The following is a 13,553-nucleotide window of genomic DNA, read 5'->3' as shown; positions in this document are numbered from 1 at the left end:
GCTCAGCCTCCCAGGGCATCAAGTTTGGTCTGAATATACTGGCGGTTGGGCGAATCCCCCGCCAGCTTGGCCAAGGCCGAGCGGTACTGGTCACGCGCGGCTTTGCTGTCGCCCTTGGCGGCGTAAACATCGCCTTTCAGGTCGAGAAACAGGGCATCGTAGGCACTGACATGCTCCTGGCTCAGCTCGGCAATGGCGGCGTCGTAGCGCTTTTCATCGAGCAGCACCGCCGCCAGACGCAGGCGAGCTACCGCCTGCAAGGCAGGCTCCTTGGCATGCTCCACGGCCCAAGTCAGCTGCGATTTGGCCAAGGCCAGATCCTGCTTGTCGAAGGCGGTCTTGGCCGCCAGCAAGGCGGCACGGCTGGCGTAGGCGGTGCGCCCGTAATCGCTCTGCAACACTGCCATCGAGCTCTTCATCTTACCCAGGTCGCCCGCCTGCGCCGCGCCCGCCACCTCGTCGTAGACGGCCGAGGCCTTCTCGGCCTGCGACTGCTGGTAGTAGGTCCAGCCCTTGGTACCCAGGTAGCCCAGCGCCGCCGCCAACACCGCCGCCGAGATCCACTTGCCCCACTGCGCCCAGAAGGCCTTCAGCTCGTCGATCTGTTCTTGTTCTTGCAAGTCGAACGCCATCGCGTTCCCCCTTATGTTTTCAAGCCTTGATTCGGGTGATGGTTTCGGCCACCGCCGCCAGCGCGACGGTTTCCTGAGCGGCCTCGAGGCGCAACGGCTTGACCACCGCCGTGGCGTTGGCCACTTCGTTTTCACCGACGATCACGGCAAACTGCGCGCCGCAGCCGTCGGCCTTTTTCATTTGCGACTTGAAACTGCCTTCGCCGCAGTGCTGAATCACCGACAAGCCGGCGGCACGCAGGCTGGCCGCCAGCTGCATGGCGTACAGCGGCGCGCCAGCACCCTGTTGCACCAGGTAGACGTCCACGCCGCGCGATGCCGGCAGGCGGTTCTTTTCCTGCAACAGCAGCATCACCCGCTCCAGGCCCATGCCGAAGCCGATGCCGGGAGCCGGCTTGCCGCCGAGTTGCTCGACCAGACCATCGTAACGACCACCGGCACACACCGTACCTTGCGCTCCCAGCTCGGTGGTCACCCATTCGAACACCGACTGGTTATAGTAGTCGAGCCCGCGCACCAAACGCGGATTCTCCACGTAGCGGATGCCGAGGCCGTCGATCATTGCTTTCCAGCCCTCGTAATGGGCACGCGACTCATCGCCCAGATAGTCGGTGAGACGCGGCGCGGCGTTGCAGATTTCCTGCAATGCCGGGTTCTTGGTATCCAGCACGCGCAGCGGGTTGCTGTAGAGGCGGCGCTTGCCGTCCTCGTCCAGCATGTCGTGATGGCGCTCGAGATAGGCAATCAGCGCCTCGCGGTGTGCCGCACGCTCGTCCTTGTTGCCCAGGGTGTTGAGCTGCAGTTCCACGCTGTCGGCCAGGCCCAGGCGCTTCCACAGGTCGGCCGTCATCAGGATGATTTCGGCGTCGATATCCGGCCCGGCAAAGCCCAGCGCCTCGATACCGATCTGGTGGAACTGACGATAGCGCCCCTTCTGCGGACGCTCGTGACGGAACATCGGGCCCATGTACCACAGACGCTGCGTGGCGTTGTACAGCAGGTTGTGCTCGACCACGGCACGCAGGGTGCCGGCGGTGCCCTCCGGGCGCAGCGTCAGGCTGTCGCCGTTCAGGCTGTCGGTGAAGGAATACATTTCCTTCTCGACGATATCGGTCACTTCGCCGATGGAACGCACGAACAGCCGGGTTTCCTCGACGATCGGCGTGCGGATGTTCTGGTAGCCGTAATCGGCCAGCCAGCCGCGCAGGATGTTCTCGAAATACTCCCACTGGTGCGAATCGGCCGGCAGCACGTCGTTCATGCCGCGAATGGCCTGGATCTTTTGCGTCATTGCTCGCTTCTTCTCAGTCTTTATTCGGTTCAGCCGACCGTCTTGATCGGTATCGTGCGCACGGCGGCCTCGCGGCGCTTGGCCCCGCCTTCGCCGTAGCGGGTGCGCACGTAATCGTCGACCAGCGCCTTGAAATCGGCGGCGATGGTATCGCCCTTCAGGGTCACGTTCTTCTCGCCGTCGACATAGACCGGCGCCACCGGCACTTCGCCGGTGCCCGGCAGGGAAATGCCGATATCGGCCAGCTTGCTCTCGCCCGGGCCGTTCACCACGCAGCCCATCACGGCCACTTTCATGTCTTCGACGCCCGGGTATTGCAGGCGCCACACCGGCATCTGCTCGCGCAGATAGCTCTGGATGCTGTCCGCCAACTCCTGGAAGAAGGTGCTGGAGGTGCGGCCGCAGCCGGGGCAGGCAGTCACCAGCGGGGTGAACGAGCGCAGCCCCATGGTCTGCAGGATTTCCTGCGCCACCACCACTTCCCGGTTGCGCGACTCGCCCGGCGCCGGGGTCAGCGAGATGCGGATGGTGTCGCCAATGCCTTCCTGCAGCAACACCGACAGCGCCGCGGTCGAGGCGACGATGCCCTTCGAGCCCATGCCGGCCTCGGTCAGGCCCAGGTGCAGCGGAAAATCGCAGCGCCGGCCAAGATCGCGGTACACCGAAATCAGGTCCTGCACATGACTGACCTTGCACGACAGGATGATCTTGTCGGCCGGCAGCCCCAGTTCCATCGCCTTACCCGCGCTCTCCAGCGCCGACACGATCAGCGCCTCGCGCATTACCGCGTCCGGTGCCAGCGGCTCGGCACGGCGGCTGTTCTCGTCCATCAACCGTACCGCCAGGGCCTGGTCCAAACTGCCCCAGTTGACGCCGATACGCACCGGCTTGTCGTACTCGATGGCGGCACGGATCATGTAGGCGAACTTGTCGTCGCCCTTGGCGCCCTTGCCGACGTTGCCGGGGTTGATGCGGTACTTCGCCAGGGCACGCGCGCAATCGGGATAGTCGCGCAGCAGACGCTCGCCGTTGAAGTGGAAGTCGCCCACCAGCGGCACGTTGCAGCCCATGTCGTCGAGGCGTTGGCGCACCTCGGCGACCGCCGCTGCTGCCTCGGGGGAGTTCACCGTGATGCGCACCAGTTCCGAGCCGGCTTCGGCCAACTCGAATACCTGCTGGGCGGTCGCAGCCGCATCGGCGGTATCGGTATTGGTCATCGACTGCACCACCACCGGCGCCTCGGAGCCGACAATAACATGCCCCACTCGTACCTGACGGGTGGGGCGTCGCGCGATCAGCACGCTATCCATGTGACAGATTACCTACTTGAGTTCTAGTCTGGCGGTGGTACCGCGAATCTTGCCGGTCATCACCACCGGTTGGCCGTTGAAGGACACATCGACCTGTGTGGCGTTGCCGACCGTGAGCTTGAACGGGGGCTGGCCGACCACTTCTTTGGCGGCACCAGCCTTGAGCGTCTCAAACACCAGTTTCTTGCCGCTGCCATCGATCACCGACACCCAGGCATCCTGCTTGGCAACCAGCTTGACCGTACCCCCCCCGCCGTGGGCGGCGCGGAGACGGGAGCGGATGCCGGCGCAGCCGCCACGGCGGGAGCCGGCTTCGCAGCTGGGACGGGAACGGGTGCGGGAGCCGTCACCGCAGCCGATGCGTCCTTGATAGGCTCGGCCTCGACCGGGGTCGAAGCCGTCGACTGTTCGGTCAGCATCGGAGCCAGGTCCTGTTTGGCTTCGTCCTTGGCCGGCTCGGACCCTGGGCGGGCAAACCAGAAGGCGCCGGCGGCCAAGACGACCACCAGAACCAGCAGGATCGCCCGCTTCCCCAGCAGTCCGGACGTTTCCTCCGGCTCGCTGACCACGGAAGCCGCCTCGACCTCCTTGGAGAGATTCGCCACTTCCTTGACGGAAGAGGGGAACCGTTCCTCCAGCCGAGCCATCAAGGGTGCGGCATCCAGGCCCAGAAACCGGGCGTAATTACGCACGAAGCCACGAACGAAGGCGGCACCAGGCAACGCCTCGAAACGGCCGGCCTCGATCGCCTCCAACTGCTTGAGCGACAGCTTGAGCCGGTCCGCCACCTCACCCAGGCTAAGACCGGCAGCCTCACGGGCCGCCTTGAGCGCTGCCCCGACGCTATCGCGGTCTGGCGGCAGGGTACTATTCTGTTCGGTTTGTGATTCCATCAAAGACCACTCAACAACTCTTGCGTTTCTTTCGAATCGGGATATCGGCTCTTGAGCCTTGCGGCATAGAGATCGGCCTTGCCCTGCTCATTGGACTTGCGGGCGATTTTCACCCCCAACAGCAACACGTCGGCCGGCATCTCGCCAACGTTGTCGGCCAGGCGATCGAAATAGAACGCGGCCAGTTTGGCGTTACCTTGACCAAAGTGCAGCGCCGCCAGTTCCTTGAGCGCGGGCGGATAATTAGGAGAAACGCGCAGGGCCGACAATAGATAGTCGTTGGCCTGGGCTTTCTGCCCCAGCAAGGCACTGCACCGCCCCAGGTTCAGGTAGGCGGTCTGCGGGGTGTCGTACAGCGGATTGGCCAGGGCCTTGGCAAAATAGCCCATGCCGTCCTGAGCACGCCCATGGTCGCACAGGAATTCGCCGTAATTGTTATTGGCTTCCGGATTGGCGGGCTCCATCGCCAAGGCCTTCTGGTAATTCTGCTCGGCGTCGCCATCCACCTTCAGCAAGGTCAGCACATAGGCCTTGGCCAGGTAAGCCGGCACGTAGCGCTGATCGGCGGCGATGGCCTGATCGGCGGACAGCAGCGCCGCCTTGTAATTACCGACCCGGGAATACTCCACGGCCAGTTGGGTGCGGATCTGAGCCAGTTCGTTGGTCGGTGCGGCAGCAAATACAGTCATGCCAAAAGCCATCAAGCATCCAGCAAGCCACATTTGCCCTTTCTTCATGCCGCACCATCCTCCTCGATTCGGATCCACTTTGTCTTGCGTCGCGTCTTGTCCTGCACCTGCCCCGCCAGCTGGCCGCAAGCGGCGTCGATATCGTCGCCGCGCGTCTTGCGCACCGTCACCACATACCCCGCCTCTTGCAGTATCTCCCGGAAGCGATGAATGGCGTTGTTGCTGGAACGCTCGTAACCCGAGTTCGGGAACGGATTAAACGGGATCAGGTTGAACTTGCACGGCACATCTTTCACCAGCTCAATCAACTGGCGAGCATGTTCAGGTCTATCGTTGACATCGTCAAGCATCACGTACTCGAACGTCACGAAGTCCCGCGGGGCCTTTTCCAGGTAGCGCTGGCAGGCTGCCATGAGTTCGCGCAGCGGGTATTTCTTGTTGATGGGCACAATCACATCGCGAATGGCATCGTTCGGTGCATGCAGACTGACGGCCAGCGCCACCGGGCAGGCTTCGCGCAGACGGTCCATCTGCGGCACCATGCCAGAGGTCGACACCGTGACGCGGCGACGGCTCAAACCGTAGCCGTGGTCGTCCAGCATGATCTGCAGCGCCGACACCACGTTATCGAAGTTGGCCAGAGGCTCGCCCATACCCATCATGACCACGTTGGAGATGACGCGTTCATTCTTCGGCGTCACTCCCATGGCCTTGTTGGCCCACCACAGCTGCCCAATGATCTCGGCGGTCGACAGGTTACGGTTGAAACCCTGGCGACCGGTGGAGCAGAAGGTGCATTCGAGGGCGCACCCCACCTGGGATGATATGCACAAGGTGCCGCGATCATCCTCGGGGATGAACACGGTTTCGACACCGTTGCCGGTGCCGACGTCGAGCAGCCACTTGCGGGTACCATCACTGGAAGCCTGTTCGACCATCAGGTCGGGCACGCGCACCTCGGCCGACTCGTGCAGCTTGCAACGCAAGCTCTTGGCAATGTCGGTCATGGCGTCGAAATCGGCCTCGCCCATCTGGTGCATCCAGCGCATCACCTGCTTGGCGCGGAACGGCTTTTCGCCCATCGCGGCAAAGTGATCGGTCAACTGGGCCAGATTGAAGTCGAGCAGGTTGGTTTTCATGCAATCCTCATTGACAGGGCAGCCGCCATGGCGGCCACCCCGGTACAGCGATACGGCTAATTAACGCGAGCAAACTTCAGAAGCGGCGAAGAAGTAGGCCACTTCGATAGCAGCGTTTTCAACGCTGTCGGAACCGTGTACGGCGTTGGCATCGATCGACTCGGCGAAATCGGCGCGGATGGTGCCGGCGTCGGCTTTCTTCGGATCGGTCGCGCCCATCAGTTCGCGGTTCTTCAGGACGGCATTCTCGCCTTCCAGCGCCTGGATCATGACCGGGCCGGAGATCATGAAGCTCACCAGGTCGTTGAAGAAAGGACGCTCTTTGTGCACAGCGTAGAAGCCTTCGGCTTCGGCGCGCGACAGTTGCTTCATTTTGGCGGCGACAACTTTCAGGCCGGCCGACTCGAAACGATCGTAGATCTTGCCGATAACGTTTTTCGCTACGGCGTCCGGTTTGATGATGGACAGAGTGCGTTCAATTGCCATAAAAAATCTCCCTAATTCCAAGACAAATGGCTAAACTAGTTTGCAGCCTAGCCATTCGGGCTACCCAATTCTGAGGAACCCGGTACTTTACCAGCCTTTTCAAGCCTTTGCTGCACAAAATTTAAGCACAATGAGCCCAGACACCCAGACACCCCCTCCGCCCAAAGGCGGCGAAGAAAAAGATATCAGTCGAAAACTGAAGAAGCGCCTGCTCATCGCCGGCGGCTTGGTAGCGCTGGCGCTAGCCGCCATCCCAGTTCTGGACCATTTCGGCAAACGCGACGAAGTCGCCATGACGGCCACCGAACCACAAGGCAGTTCGGGCAAGATCGCCAATGTCGCGTCAGCCCCTGCAACAGAGCCCCCCGCAGCGATTGAAAGCAGCGCACCGGCCGCGATGGAAGCCAGCCAGCCCACGCCGCAAGCGGCCCCGGCCAGCCCGACTCCATCGGGCCATATCGCCCCGCCCGCTCCGGACACCAGCAAGACCCCCGGTGTCGCGGCCATCCATGCGAAAGCGCCGACCATCCCGCCCCAAGCCAAGGCACCGACCATCACTCCAGCGCCAACGACCAAAACGGCTCCGGCAGCAAAAGAAGAGAGCACGGAGGAGAGCAGCGTACCCCCCAAGCCTTTAAGCCGCAGCCCCAGAACGAACCTCTCCCTGCGGCTGCGCCCGTCAGCAAGGCCAGACCGGCTGGCTCCTCGCTGGGCTACAAGGTGCAGCTCGGCTTGTTCACCAGCCTGGGCAACGCGCAGAAACTGGTCGAGACCCTCAAGGCCAACGGCATCGAAGCCCACACCGAGACGAAAGTACACGTCGGGCCATTCCGCACCCGCGCCGAAGCCGAGGAAACCATGAGCAAGCTGCGCCAACTGGGCTACAGCCCCTTGCTAGCGCCGCTGACACAATAACCCCTGCCGCCAAGAATCACCGGCAAGACACGACTCGCGGCCGACAAACACCACCCAGACACCGCCGCGACAACACGCCCAGCACGCCCCACGGCAGCGGGCTCAGGCGAGACAACCGGAAATAAAAAAAGCCTGGCATTGCCGCCAGGCTTTTTTCTATATGGTGCCGGTAAGAGGAGTCGAACCCCCGACCTTCGCATTACGAATGCGCTGCTCTACCAACTGAGCTATACCGGCAAACCAAACTTGGTAAAAAAGCCTTGACGTATGCTGCGCATCAAGGCTTTTTTGAATCTGGTCGGGGTGAGAGGATTCGAACCTCCGGCCTCTACGTCCCGAACGTAGCGCTCTACCAGGCTAAGCTACACCCCGACTTCTGAATAAAATTCAGAGGAAACACATTTTACAAAAATCATTTGATATCCGCAAGCGTTTTATCAAATTTGTGGTCGGGGTGAGAGGATTCGAACCTCCGGCCTCTACGTCCCGAACGTAGCGCTCTACCAGGCTAAGCTACACCCCGATTCCGATTTTTGCGACTCCAAGTTATTCACCGTCAGGCACCGCTTCTGCGATACAATGTTCGGCCTCAGAGGACGCGCATTATCGGGCAAATATGTGGTTTAAGCAACTATCTTTTTATCGTTTGAACGGGGATGCCATCCCCGAAGTGGCGCAACTGACTGATGCACTGGAGAAAAAACCGTTTCTTCACTGCAGCGGCCTGGACTGGTTCAGCGAGGGCTGGGTGACCGCTGCAGGCCACCAGGAGTCGCCGGTGTACAGCGCCCGCGGCTGCCAGCTGGTCGCCCTGAAGCGCGAAGACAAGGTTCTTCCGGCATCGGTAATCCGCGAGTTTGTCGATGCCAAGGTAGCGGAGATCGAGGACAAGGAACTGCGCAAGGTCGGCCGCAAGGAAAAGCTGGCCCTCAAGGAACAGGTGACCGACGACCTGCTGCCACGCGCCTTCGTGCGCAGCCACCGCCTCAACGCTTACCTGGATGGACGCCGACAATGGCTGATGGTGAATTCCGCCACCGCCAGCAAGTCGGAGGCCCTGGTCAGCAAGTTGCGCGAAGCGCTGCCGCCCTTCCCCGCCGCCTTGCCGCGTACCCAGATCGCCCCCCATACCGCGATGACGGCCTGGTTGGCCGAAGGCGAGGCACCGGCCGGTTTCGAACTGGACGCCGAATGCGAGCTGAAGGACGGCAGCGAGAACGGCGCGGTGATCCGCTGCACACGCATGGACCTGACCGCCGATGAAATCCGCCAGCACATCGCCACCGGCAAACAGGTGACGCGGGTCGGCCTGATCTGGCGCGAACGAATCCGCTTCGTGCTGACCGACACGCTGCAGCTGAAACGCCTGCAGTTCCTCGATGTTCTGCAGGAAGAAGCGAGCCAGGCCGGGGACGATCGCGACAGCCTGTTCGAGGCCACCTTCACACTGATGGTGGAAGAGCTGGGTGAACTGGTGGACGAGCTGGTCGAGGCCCTGGGTGGGCTGGAAGAAGCGCAGCAGGCCAGCTCGGCCGCGGCGCCTCCCCGGCTGCCTCCCCGAGCGCGGCAACCCGCACGGAAGCGACGGAAGCGGTGGATGTGCCGTGGGAGGAATGAGCGCGTTATAGCCCTCGACCGAAAAGAGCCGGAAATCCGGCTCTTTTTTTACTGATAGCCTCCCCTGGACAGCCCACCGGGGTATTGCCGCGCCCCTCCCATGTGACGCAGGGCACGCCGTAACGGAGACATGGGGCAATCGGCACGGCGCCGTGGGCGAGGTGAAGGAAGCGCCGACCCGCTTGTGCCTGCCCAGGGCGGGTCGGCACATTCGCTGCGGCCACGCCTTGCCGAACAGATCGCCCACAGGCGAGTTCCCCCTAAGGGTTAGCGCTACCATGGCCAGAAACAGATGGGGAACGTGGGGCTCCCCTGCCCGTTTCTGCCCATCTTGGCCTTACATGCGCGACTGCTGGTAGTTTTCCAGGCCGGTCAGCTCGATCAGCTTGAGCTGCTGTTCCAGCCAGTACGCGTGATCGTTTTCGGTTTCCTCCAGCAGCACCATCAGCTCGTTGCGCGTAACGAAATCCTGCACGCTCTCGCAGTGTGCGATCACCGACTTGAGCAAGTCGCCCACTCGGTACTCGACCTCGAGATCACTTCGCAGCATGGCCGGCACGTCCTGGCCGACCACGATGGGTACGCGCTTCGCCACGTTCGGGACACCACCGAGGAACAGGATGCGGGCAATGAGGATGCGGGCATGTCCCAGTTCGTCCTCGCGCTCATGGTCGATGCGTTGGAACAGCTGCTGCAGCCCCTGATCCTTGTACATTTCGGCGTGGATGAAGTACTGGTCGGCGGCCGACAGTTCCTCGGCCAGCAGAACGTTCAGCAACTCGATGGTTTTGGGGTGACCTTGCATGTGTAGACGTCCTCGGACAGGCAGAGCCGGGGGCGAGCCGGCGCTTGCCAAAGTGAATAAAATCAGGGCGGATTGTAGGATGACGAAAGCGTATTGTCAGCAAAACACCGCCCCATCCGGACTAGCTCGTCGGTACACTGGCCTAGATGGCGGACGGAAGGGTAAAATCTGCCGATCGTCACTCTCCCCCAGCGCCTTCCCGAGCGCCCTTCCGACAATGAGCATCAAATCCGACAAGTGGATCCGCCGCATGGCTGAGCAGGACGGCATGATCGATCCGTTCGAACCGAACCAGGTCAAGATCAGCGAAGGCCAGAAGATCATCTCCTATGGCACCTCGAGCTACGGCTACGATATCCGCTGTGCCGACGAATTCAAGGTATTCACCAACATCAACAGCACCATCGTCGACCCGAAGAATTTCGACCCGAAGTCGTTCGTCGAAGTATCGGGCGATGGCTATTGCATCATTCCGCCCAACTCGTTCGCGCTGGCGCGCACCGTGGAGTACTTCCGCATCCCGCGCAGTGTGCTGACCGTGTGTCTCGGCAAATCGACCTACGCGCGCTGCGGCATCATCGTCAACGTGACGCCGTTCGAACCGGAATGGGAAGGTTATGTCACCCTGGAATTTTCCAACACGACTCCGCTGCCGGCAAAGATTTACGCCAACGAAGGCGTTGCACAGGTGCTGTTTTTCGAGTCTGACGAGGAATGCGCAGTGTCCTACCGCGACCGTGACGGCAAGTACATGGGGCAAAGCGGGGTCACCCTGCCGAAACCGTGAATACGCCGGTTTTCAGCCCAGCCCTCCCGCCCTCCCGGCGGGATTTTTTTGTGCTTTCGGGGTGCAAAAGTGACTCGCAATTTCCGGCAGGTGAACTACGATAAACACTAGGTTCTCAATGGTTTATCGAAGGCAAACACGCAAGAATGTGTGGGCAAACCTTTCTTACTGGGGCGTTGCGGTTCCCCCTTGCCGCTCGTCCCTTTTTTTATGCCAAAACATGTATTTGGTATAAATCTAGTTCGCCGTTTCCGAGACGCACGGCCGGCCTGCCGCCGCACAAACTAGGAAGCGGGGCCATTACTGGCTACCATGCAAGGCCGTTCACCCACGACACCCGATCATGTCCGCCCCACTCTACGCCTTCAACTTCACCCTGCTGGATGGCTCTCCGGCCAAGCTTCAGGACTACGCCGGCAAGGTTATCCTGGTGGTGAATACTGCCAGCCAGTGCGGCTACACCCCACAATACGCAGGCCTGGAGGCGCTGTACCGGCGCTACCGCGATCGCGGGCTGGTGGTCATCGGTTTCCCCTGCAACCAGTTCGGCCGGCAGGAGCACTGGCAGCGATGCCGAAATCGGGGCTTTTTGCCAGAAGAACTACGGCGTGAGTTTCCCCATGGCGAGCAAGGTGGACGTCAACGGCGCCACCGCGCACCCATTATGGCATCACTTGGTGCGGGCCAAGCCGGGCCTGCTGGGCACACGCCGCATCAAGTGGAATTTCACCAAGTTCCTGATCGACCGCCAGGGCCACATCGTGGCGCGCCACTCGGCGCTGACCAAGCCGGAAGCACTGGCCAGCAAAATCGAAGCCTTGCTCTGACCGGATAGCCGCTGATCAAGGCGAGGCAGTAAGAACGACGCAAAAAAAACCGGCAAGCCTGCCGGTTTTCTTGTGGCCAGTTCACTGCTGAAATGGTCGGGTACCGCTAGAGTTCCTCGCTGGCGATCCCGACGCACGGGTCGTTGACCAGTTGTTCGGCGGCCGCGGCCAGCTTGTCGAGGTCGTCGTCCAGATGTTCCTGCAAATCGATGCAGGCTGCCCGCAGGATGGCACTGGCCAGTTCGGCGGGCTCGCAGCTGAATACCTGCGCCAGCGCCCGCAATTCGCCGCAGGTTTCGTGATCGATCGGAACCGACAGGTCCCGCGTGGCCACCACATCCAGTACGGCCTTGGCACAACGCCCCTGCTCGCGACAGTGCTCCAGACGGGTGACCAGTTCATCCAACGCCTTTGCCATCATCTTCGCTCCTAAAACTGAAAGAAAATGCTTTGCAATGCCGAACAAATGCCCGGGCCGCGCAAAGCAGGCCGCTCTGCGCTGTTGTCCTGTATTGATTCAGATCTTTTCACGTCCAATACGGCAGCCATCACGGCCGGAAGCGCCGTCCGTGAGGTACCGGTACCGATGCGGGGCGGACAAGAAAAGCTCAAGTACCGCCGCTGTTGAAAACGACGCTGGGATTATTTTCTGGCCGGCTGGCGTCCAGAATGACCTGGCACTCCTGCTGCACCTTGCCGAGCAGCGCTTCGCCGAGATGATCTTCCAGATCGACGATGGCAGCATTCAGGATGGCGCCTGCCAGACATTCCGGAGTGGTGTGCAGCACATGCGCCATCGCCTCGAGCTGCAGACTCAGGTCGGCGCGCACGGGCGCCTTCACCAGGCGAATGGCTGAACTGGAAAGGTCGCAGGACGGCTCGTTCTGGCCTGTCGACTGCGAAAAACCGGACAACAACTGCTCCATGGCGTTACCCATTTTCCCCCTCTCACACGCTTTACTAAAACGTCCCTTCTAACAATAGGACAGCAGGAGGGAAACGCCACGATGGATAGGAAAAAAACGGGCGTGCCCTCCGGGCGATAGTATATGCCAATAGAATGGATTTAGTGCTCGTGCAGTGCGCCGTCGAGATAGAACCAGCGGCCGTCATCGCGCTGGAAACGGCTGGTTTCGTGCAGGCGATGGGCTCGCCCGCCCACCTTGTAGCGGGCCACGAACTCCACAATGCCGGTCTGGTCGTTCACCCCGCCCTGCTCGGTGCGGCGGATGTCCAGTCCCAGCCATTTCACCTTGCCGGCATCGTCGGCGAGGTCGAGCCCGGCCGGACGCGTGGCCTCCTGCCAGGTCGCCAGCAGATAGGTTTCGCATCCCAGGGTGTAAGCGGTATAACGCGAGCGCATCAGCGCTTCCGCCGTCGGAGCGCCGCACTCGGGGTGCTCGATGAAGCGGCCGCAACAGTCGGCATAAGGATGGCGACTGCCGCAGGGGCACAATGTCGTGGATGGCGTTTTGGCCATGGTTCATTCCAGAAGGGATGGGAAGCAAAATGCAAGGAAGCGAGAACACGTCGACGGCGGTAGGAGCACGCAGCGCCACGGGTCGCAGCGTGGCGGTCCACTCCCGCGCCGAGCCGATCACCCCACGCTACCGGCCGGGTTCGCGGCAACGACGGACACCGAATCAATAACCCAGCGGTGGCAAGCGATAGACCTTGAGCAGGAAGTTGGTGAAGGCCGGATCGGCTGGCTTCTGGCGCAGCTTGGGCCAGGCGCGCAGCCATTCGCGCAGTTTGACTTCCATCTTGTCCTGCGCCTCGGCTGGGTTCATGCGGCCGGCATCGCGCTCCACGGCAATGTATCGGTAGGCGGCGAAGGTATTGTCATCCACCAGGTTGGGGCCGGCGACACGCAAGCGGTAGGCATTGAGCTGATCGGCGGCGGCGGTGCGGCTCAGGCGCCCGGCTTTGACTTCTTCGGCCAACCTGTTGGCCTCCTTCAGCAGCAGGTCCACCTTGGTGGGAGCGGCAACCGGCGGCCGACGGTGCGGCTGCGGGGCGCCGGACTCTGGCAGGGTCGGGAGCACGCCGCAGGCGCTCAGCACCACGGCGGCCGCAAGGGGAAGGACAAGCTTCTTCATCGTCACGTTTCATGTCTCTCAGGAGCGCGGGCGGCACCGGGCCGCCCGCACCGGCCGGGGAAC

16 protein-coding genes, 3 tRNA genes and 2 pseudogenes are annotated in these 13,553 nt (G+C 61.8%); 5 read left to right on the top strand and 16 right to left on the bottom strand.

The window, feature by feature from the left end:
- Positions 1 to 2: 2 nt before the first annotated feature.
- The 8 genes from ABKF58_RS10115 to ndk are packed head-to-tail and all read right to left on the bottom strand — an operon-like array spanning position 3 to position 6,440.
- Positions 3 to 632 carry a YfgM family protein gene (locus ABKF58_RS10115; RefSeq protein WP_482584301.1) on the bottom strand — a complete coding sequence of 210 codons (630 nt, stop codon included), beginning with the start codon at positions 630 to 632 and terminating at the stop codon, positions 3 to 5.
- A 19-nt stretch (positions 633 to 651) separates the two neighbouring features.
- Positions 652 to 1,923 carry a histidine--tRNA ligase gene (gene hisS / locus ABKF58_RS10110; protein WP_008955074.1) on the bottom strand — a complete coding sequence of 424 codons (1,272 nt, stop codon included), beginning with the start codon at positions 1,921 to 1,923 and terminating at the stop codon, positions 652 to 654.
- A gap of 29 nt (positions 1,924 to 1,952) precedes the next feature.
- On the bottom strand, positions 1,953 to 3,233 hold the full coding sequence (gene ispG, locus ABKF58_RS10105; protein ID WP_482584300.1) for a flavodoxin-dependent (E)-4-hydroxy-3-methylbut-2-enyl-diphosphate synthase: 1,281 nt from the start codon (positions 3,231 to 3,233) through the stop codon (positions 1,953 to 1,955).
- A 12-nt stretch (positions 3,234 to 3,245) separates the two neighbouring features.
- A complete protein-coding gene (locus ABKF58_RS10100; protein WP_482584299.1) occupies positions 3,246 to 3,443 on the bottom strand; it encodes a DUF4115 domain-containing protein in 198 nt (65 codons plus the stop codon).
- On the bottom strand, positions 3,434 to 4,126 hold the full coding sequence (locus tag ABKF58_RS10095) for a helix-turn-helix domain-containing protein (RefSeq protein WP_482584298.1): 693 nt from the start codon (positions 4,124 to 4,126) through the stop codon (positions 3,434 to 3,436). Before ABKF58_RS10095 ends, ABKF58_RS10100 begins: the two co-directional genes overlap by 10 nt.
- Positions 4,126 to 4,815, bottom strand: coding sequence for a type IV pilus biogenesis/stability protein PilW (gene pilW / locus ABKF58_RS10090; protein WP_482584297.1), 690 nt, complete (start codon positions 4,813 to 4,815; stop codon positions 4,126 to 4,128). Before pilW ends, ABKF58_RS10095 begins: the two co-directional genes overlap by 1 nt.
- Before the next feature lie 44 nt (positions 4,816 to 4,859).
- Positions 4,860 to 5,954, bottom strand: a complete 1,095-nt coding sequence (gene rlmN / locus ABKF58_RS10085) for a dual-specificity RNA methyltransferase RlmN (protein ID WP_008955070.1) — start codon at positions 5,952 to 5,954, stop codon at positions 4,860 to 4,862.
- Positions 5,955 to 6,014: 60 nt separating this feature from the next.
- On the bottom strand, positions 6,015 to 6,440 hold the full coding sequence (gene ndk / locus ABKF58_RS10080; RefSeq protein ID WP_008955069.1) for a nucleoside-diphosphate kinase: 426 nt from the start codon (positions 6,438 to 6,440) through the stop codon (positions 6,015 to 6,017).
- Positions 6,441 to 7,172: 732 nt separating this feature from the next.
- Between ndk and ABKF58_RS10075 the strand changes: the two genes are divergently transcribed.
- Positions 7,173 to 7,355: an SPOR domain-containing protein gene (locus ABKF58_RS10075; RefSeq protein ID WP_482584296.1), complete on the top strand. Its 183-nt coding sequence runs from the start codon at positions 7,173 to 7,175 to the stop codon at positions 7,353 to 7,355.
- 161 nt (positions 7,356 to 7,516) lie between these two features.
- On the opposite strand, the gene ABKF58_RS10070 is transcribed toward ABKF58_RS10075, so the two are convergent.
- From ABKF58_RS10070 to ABKF58_RS10060, 3 genes are all read right to left on the bottom strand, one after another.
- Positions 7,517 to 7,592 (bottom strand) — tRNA-Thr (locus ABKF58_RS10070).
- A 58-nt stretch (positions 7,593 to 7,650) separates the two neighbouring features.
- Positions 7,651 to 7,727 (bottom strand) — tRNA-Pro (locus ABKF58_RS10065).
- A 74-nt stretch (positions 7,728 to 7,801) separates the two neighbouring features.
- Positions 7,802 to 7,878 (bottom strand) — tRNA-Pro (locus ABKF58_RS10060).
- A gap of 93 nt (positions 7,879 to 7,971) precedes the next feature.
- Between ABKF58_RS10060 and ABKF58_RS10055 the strand changes: the two are divergent.
- Positions 7,972 to 8,868, top strand: a pseudogene (locus tag ABKF58_RS10055) (recombination-associated protein RdgC); the annotation flags it as partial.
- Between the two features lie 441 nt (positions 8,869 to 9,309).
- On the opposite strand, the gene bfr reads toward ABKF58_RS10055, so the two are convergent.
- Positions 9,310 to 9,777: a bacterioferritin gene (gene bfr, locus ABKF58_RS10050; protein ID WP_482584295.1), complete on the bottom strand. Its 468-nt coding sequence runs from the start codon at positions 9,775 to 9,777 to the stop codon at positions 9,310 to 9,312.
- Positions 9,778 to 9,994: 217 nt separating this feature from the next.
- Here bfr and dcd point away from each other — a divergent pair, with 217 nt between their 5' ends.
- The 3 genes and pseudogenes from dcd (at position 9,995) to ABKF58_RS10035 (ending at position 11,391) form a co-directional block, all read left to right on the top strand.
- Positions 9,995 to 10,564 carry a dCTP deaminase gene (gene dcd, locus ABKF58_RS10045; protein ID WP_014088096.1) on the top strand — a complete coding sequence of 190 codons (570 nt, stop codon included), beginning with the start codon at positions 9,995 to 9,997 and terminating at the stop codon, positions 10,562 to 10,564.
- 343 nt (positions 10,565 to 10,907) lie between these two features.
- Positions 10,908 to 11,105 (top strand): annotated as a pseudogene (locus ABKF58_RS10040) (glutathione peroxidase); the annotation flags it as partial.
- Positions 11,106 to 11,172: 67 nt separating this feature from the next.
- A complete protein-coding gene (locus ABKF58_RS10035) occupies positions 11,173 to 11,391 on the top strand; it encodes a hypothetical protein (protein ID WP_482584294.1) in 219 nt (72 codons plus the stop codon).
- Positions 11,392 to 11,497: 106 nt separating this feature from the next.
- Here ABKF58_RS10035 and ABKF58_RS10030 read toward each other — a convergent pair whose 3' ends face one another.
- The 4 genes from ABKF58_RS10030 to ABKF58_RS10015 all read right to left on the bottom strand — a co-directional run bounded on the left by ABKF58_RS10030 (position 11,498) and on the right by ABKF58_RS10015 (position 13,490).
- Complete coding sequence (locus tag ABKF58_RS10030; protein ID WP_008955062.1) at positions 11,498 to 11,812, bottom strand: hypothetical protein; 315 nt, start codon at positions 11,810 to 11,812, stop codon at positions 11,498 to 11,500.
- Positions 11,813 to 11,999: 187 nt separating this feature from the next.
- Positions 12,000 to 12,317, bottom strand: a complete 318-nt coding sequence (locus ABKF58_RS10025; protein WP_232503483.1) for a hypothetical protein — start codon at positions 12,315 to 12,317, stop codon at positions 12,000 to 12,002.
- A gap of 140 nt (positions 12,318 to 12,457) precedes the next feature.
- Complete coding sequence (locus tag ABKF58_RS10020; RefSeq protein WP_008955060.1) at positions 12,458 to 12,871, bottom strand: YchJ family protein; 414 nt, start codon at positions 12,869 to 12,871, stop codon at positions 12,458 to 12,460.
- A 163-nt stretch (positions 12,872 to 13,034) separates the two neighbouring features.
- The gene (locus ABKF58_RS10015) at positions 13,035 to 13,490 is read right to left on the bottom strand and encodes a hypothetical protein (protein WP_008955059.1); all 456 of its coding nucleotides are present in this window, start codon (positions 13,488 to 13,490) and stop codon (positions 13,035 to 13,037) included.
- Positions 13,491 to 13,553 lie beyond the last annotated feature (63 nt).

The organism is Pseudogulbenkiania sp. AW2-16, assembly GCF_056824575.1.
The sequence above is the reverse complement of the archived record's forward strand: the minus strand, read 5'-3'. Positions and strand labels throughout refer to the sequence as shown.

What these genes read in the sequence shown, in the direction of transcription:
- dcd (WP_014088096.1), top strand. Translation starts at nt 9,995, where the DNA reads ATGAGCATCAAATCCGACAAGTGGATCCGCCGCATGGCTGAGCAGGAC.
- ABKF58_RS10015 (WP_008955059.1), bottom strand. Translation starts at nt 13,490, where the DNA reads ATGAAGAAGCTTGTCCTTCCCCTTGCGGCCGCCGTGGTGCTGAGCGCC.
- ispG (WP_482584300.1), bottom strand. Translation starts at nt 3,233, where the DNA reads ATGGATAGCGTGCTGATCGCGCGACGCCCCACCCGTCAGGTACGAGTG.
- rlmN (WP_008955070.1), bottom strand. Translation starts at nt 5,954, where the DNA reads ATGAAAACCAACCTGCTCGACTTCAATCTGGCCCAGTTGACCGATCAC.
- pilW (WP_482584297.1), bottom strand. Translation starts at nt 4,815, where the DNA reads ATGACTGTATTTGCTGCCGCACCGACCAACGAACTGGCTCAGATCCGC.
- bfr (WP_482584295.1), bottom strand. Translation starts at nt 9,777, where the DNA reads ATGCAAGGTCACCCCAAAACCATCGAGTTGCTGAACGTTCTGCTGGCC.
- ABKF58_RS10030 (WP_008955062.1), bottom strand. Translation starts at nt 11,812, where the DNA reads ATGATGGCAAAGGCGTTGGATGAACTGGTCACCCGTCTGGAGCACTGT.
- ndk (WP_008955069.1), bottom strand. Translation starts at nt 6,440, where the DNA reads ATGGCAATTGAACGCACTCTGTCCATCATCAAACCGGACGCCGTAGCG.
- ABKF58_RS10020 (WP_008955060.1), bottom strand. Translation starts at nt 12,871, where the DNA reads ATGGCCAAAACGCCATCCACGACATTGTGCCCCTGCGGCAGTCGCCAT.
- ABKF58_RS10095 (WP_482584298.1), bottom strand. Translation starts at nt 4,126, where the DNA reads ATGGAATCACAAACCGAACAGAATAGTACCCTGCCGCCAGACCGCGAT.
- ABKF58_RS10115 (WP_482584301.1), bottom strand. Translation starts at nt 632, where the DNA reads ATGGCGTTCGACTTGCAAGAACAAGAACAGATCGACGAGCTGAAGGCC.
- ABKF58_RS10025 (WP_232503483.1), bottom strand. Translation starts at nt 12,317, where the DNA reads ATGGAGCAGTTGTTGTCCGGTTTTTCGCAGTCGACAGGCCAGAACGAG.
- hisS (WP_008955074.1), bottom strand. Translation starts at nt 1,923, where the DNA reads ATGACGCAAAAGATCCAGGCCATTCGCGGCATGAACGACGTGCTGCCG.